A 710-nucleotide genomic window follows, 5' to 3' on the forward strand; every position below is an offset into this window, starting at 1 on the left:
GGGCCTCAAGGCCGTCGCCGCCGGCATGAACCCGATGGACCTGAAGCGCGGCATCGACCAGGCCGTCGCTGTGGCCCTGGACGAGGTCAAGGCCATCTCCAAGCCGGTCTCGAACAACTCGGAAATCGCCCAGGTCGGCACCATCTCGGCCAACGGCGACGCTGAAATCGGCGAGCTGATCGCCCTGGCCATGGCCAAGGTCGGCAACGAAGGCGTCATCACGGTCGAAGAAGCCAAGACGGCTGAAACCACCGTCGACATCGTCGAAGGCATGCAGTTCGACCGCGGCTACCTGTCGCCCTACTTCATCACCAACGCCGACAAGATGGAGGTCGCCCTCGAAGAGCCCCTCATCCTGCTCCACGAGAAGAAGCTGACCTCGCTGCAGCCCATGCTGCCGGTGCTGGAAGCCGTGGTTCAGTCGGGCCGTCCCCTGCTGATCATCGCTGAGGACATCGAAGGCGAAGCCCTGGCCACCCTGGTGGTCAACAAGCTGCGCGGCGGCCTGCGCGTCGCCGCCGTCAAGGCTCCGGGCTTCGGCGACCGCCGCAAGGCCATGCTGGAAGACATCGCCATCCTGACGGGCGGCCAGGTCATCTCGGAAGATCTGGGCATCAAGCTTGAGACCGTCACGCTGGACATGCTCGGCAAGGCCAAGAAGGTCACGATCACCAAGGACGACACCACCCTCGTCGAAGGCGCCGGCGAGA

The 710-nt window shown here is 64.8% G+C and carries 1 protein-coding gene; it reads left to right on the forward strand.

Features of this window, described 5'->3' with window-relative positions; all coding sequences use genetic code 11:
- On the forward strand, positions 1-710 hold a 710-nt coding region (groEL, locus tag HX774_RS18650; RefSeq protein WP_178828930.1), incomplete at both ends, for a chaperonin GroEL.

Source organism: Brevundimonas sp. P7753 (assembly GCF_013386595.1).
GTDB lineage: Bacteria > Pseudomonadota > Alphaproteobacteria > Caulobacterales > Caulobacteraceae > Brevundimonas > Brevundimonas bullata.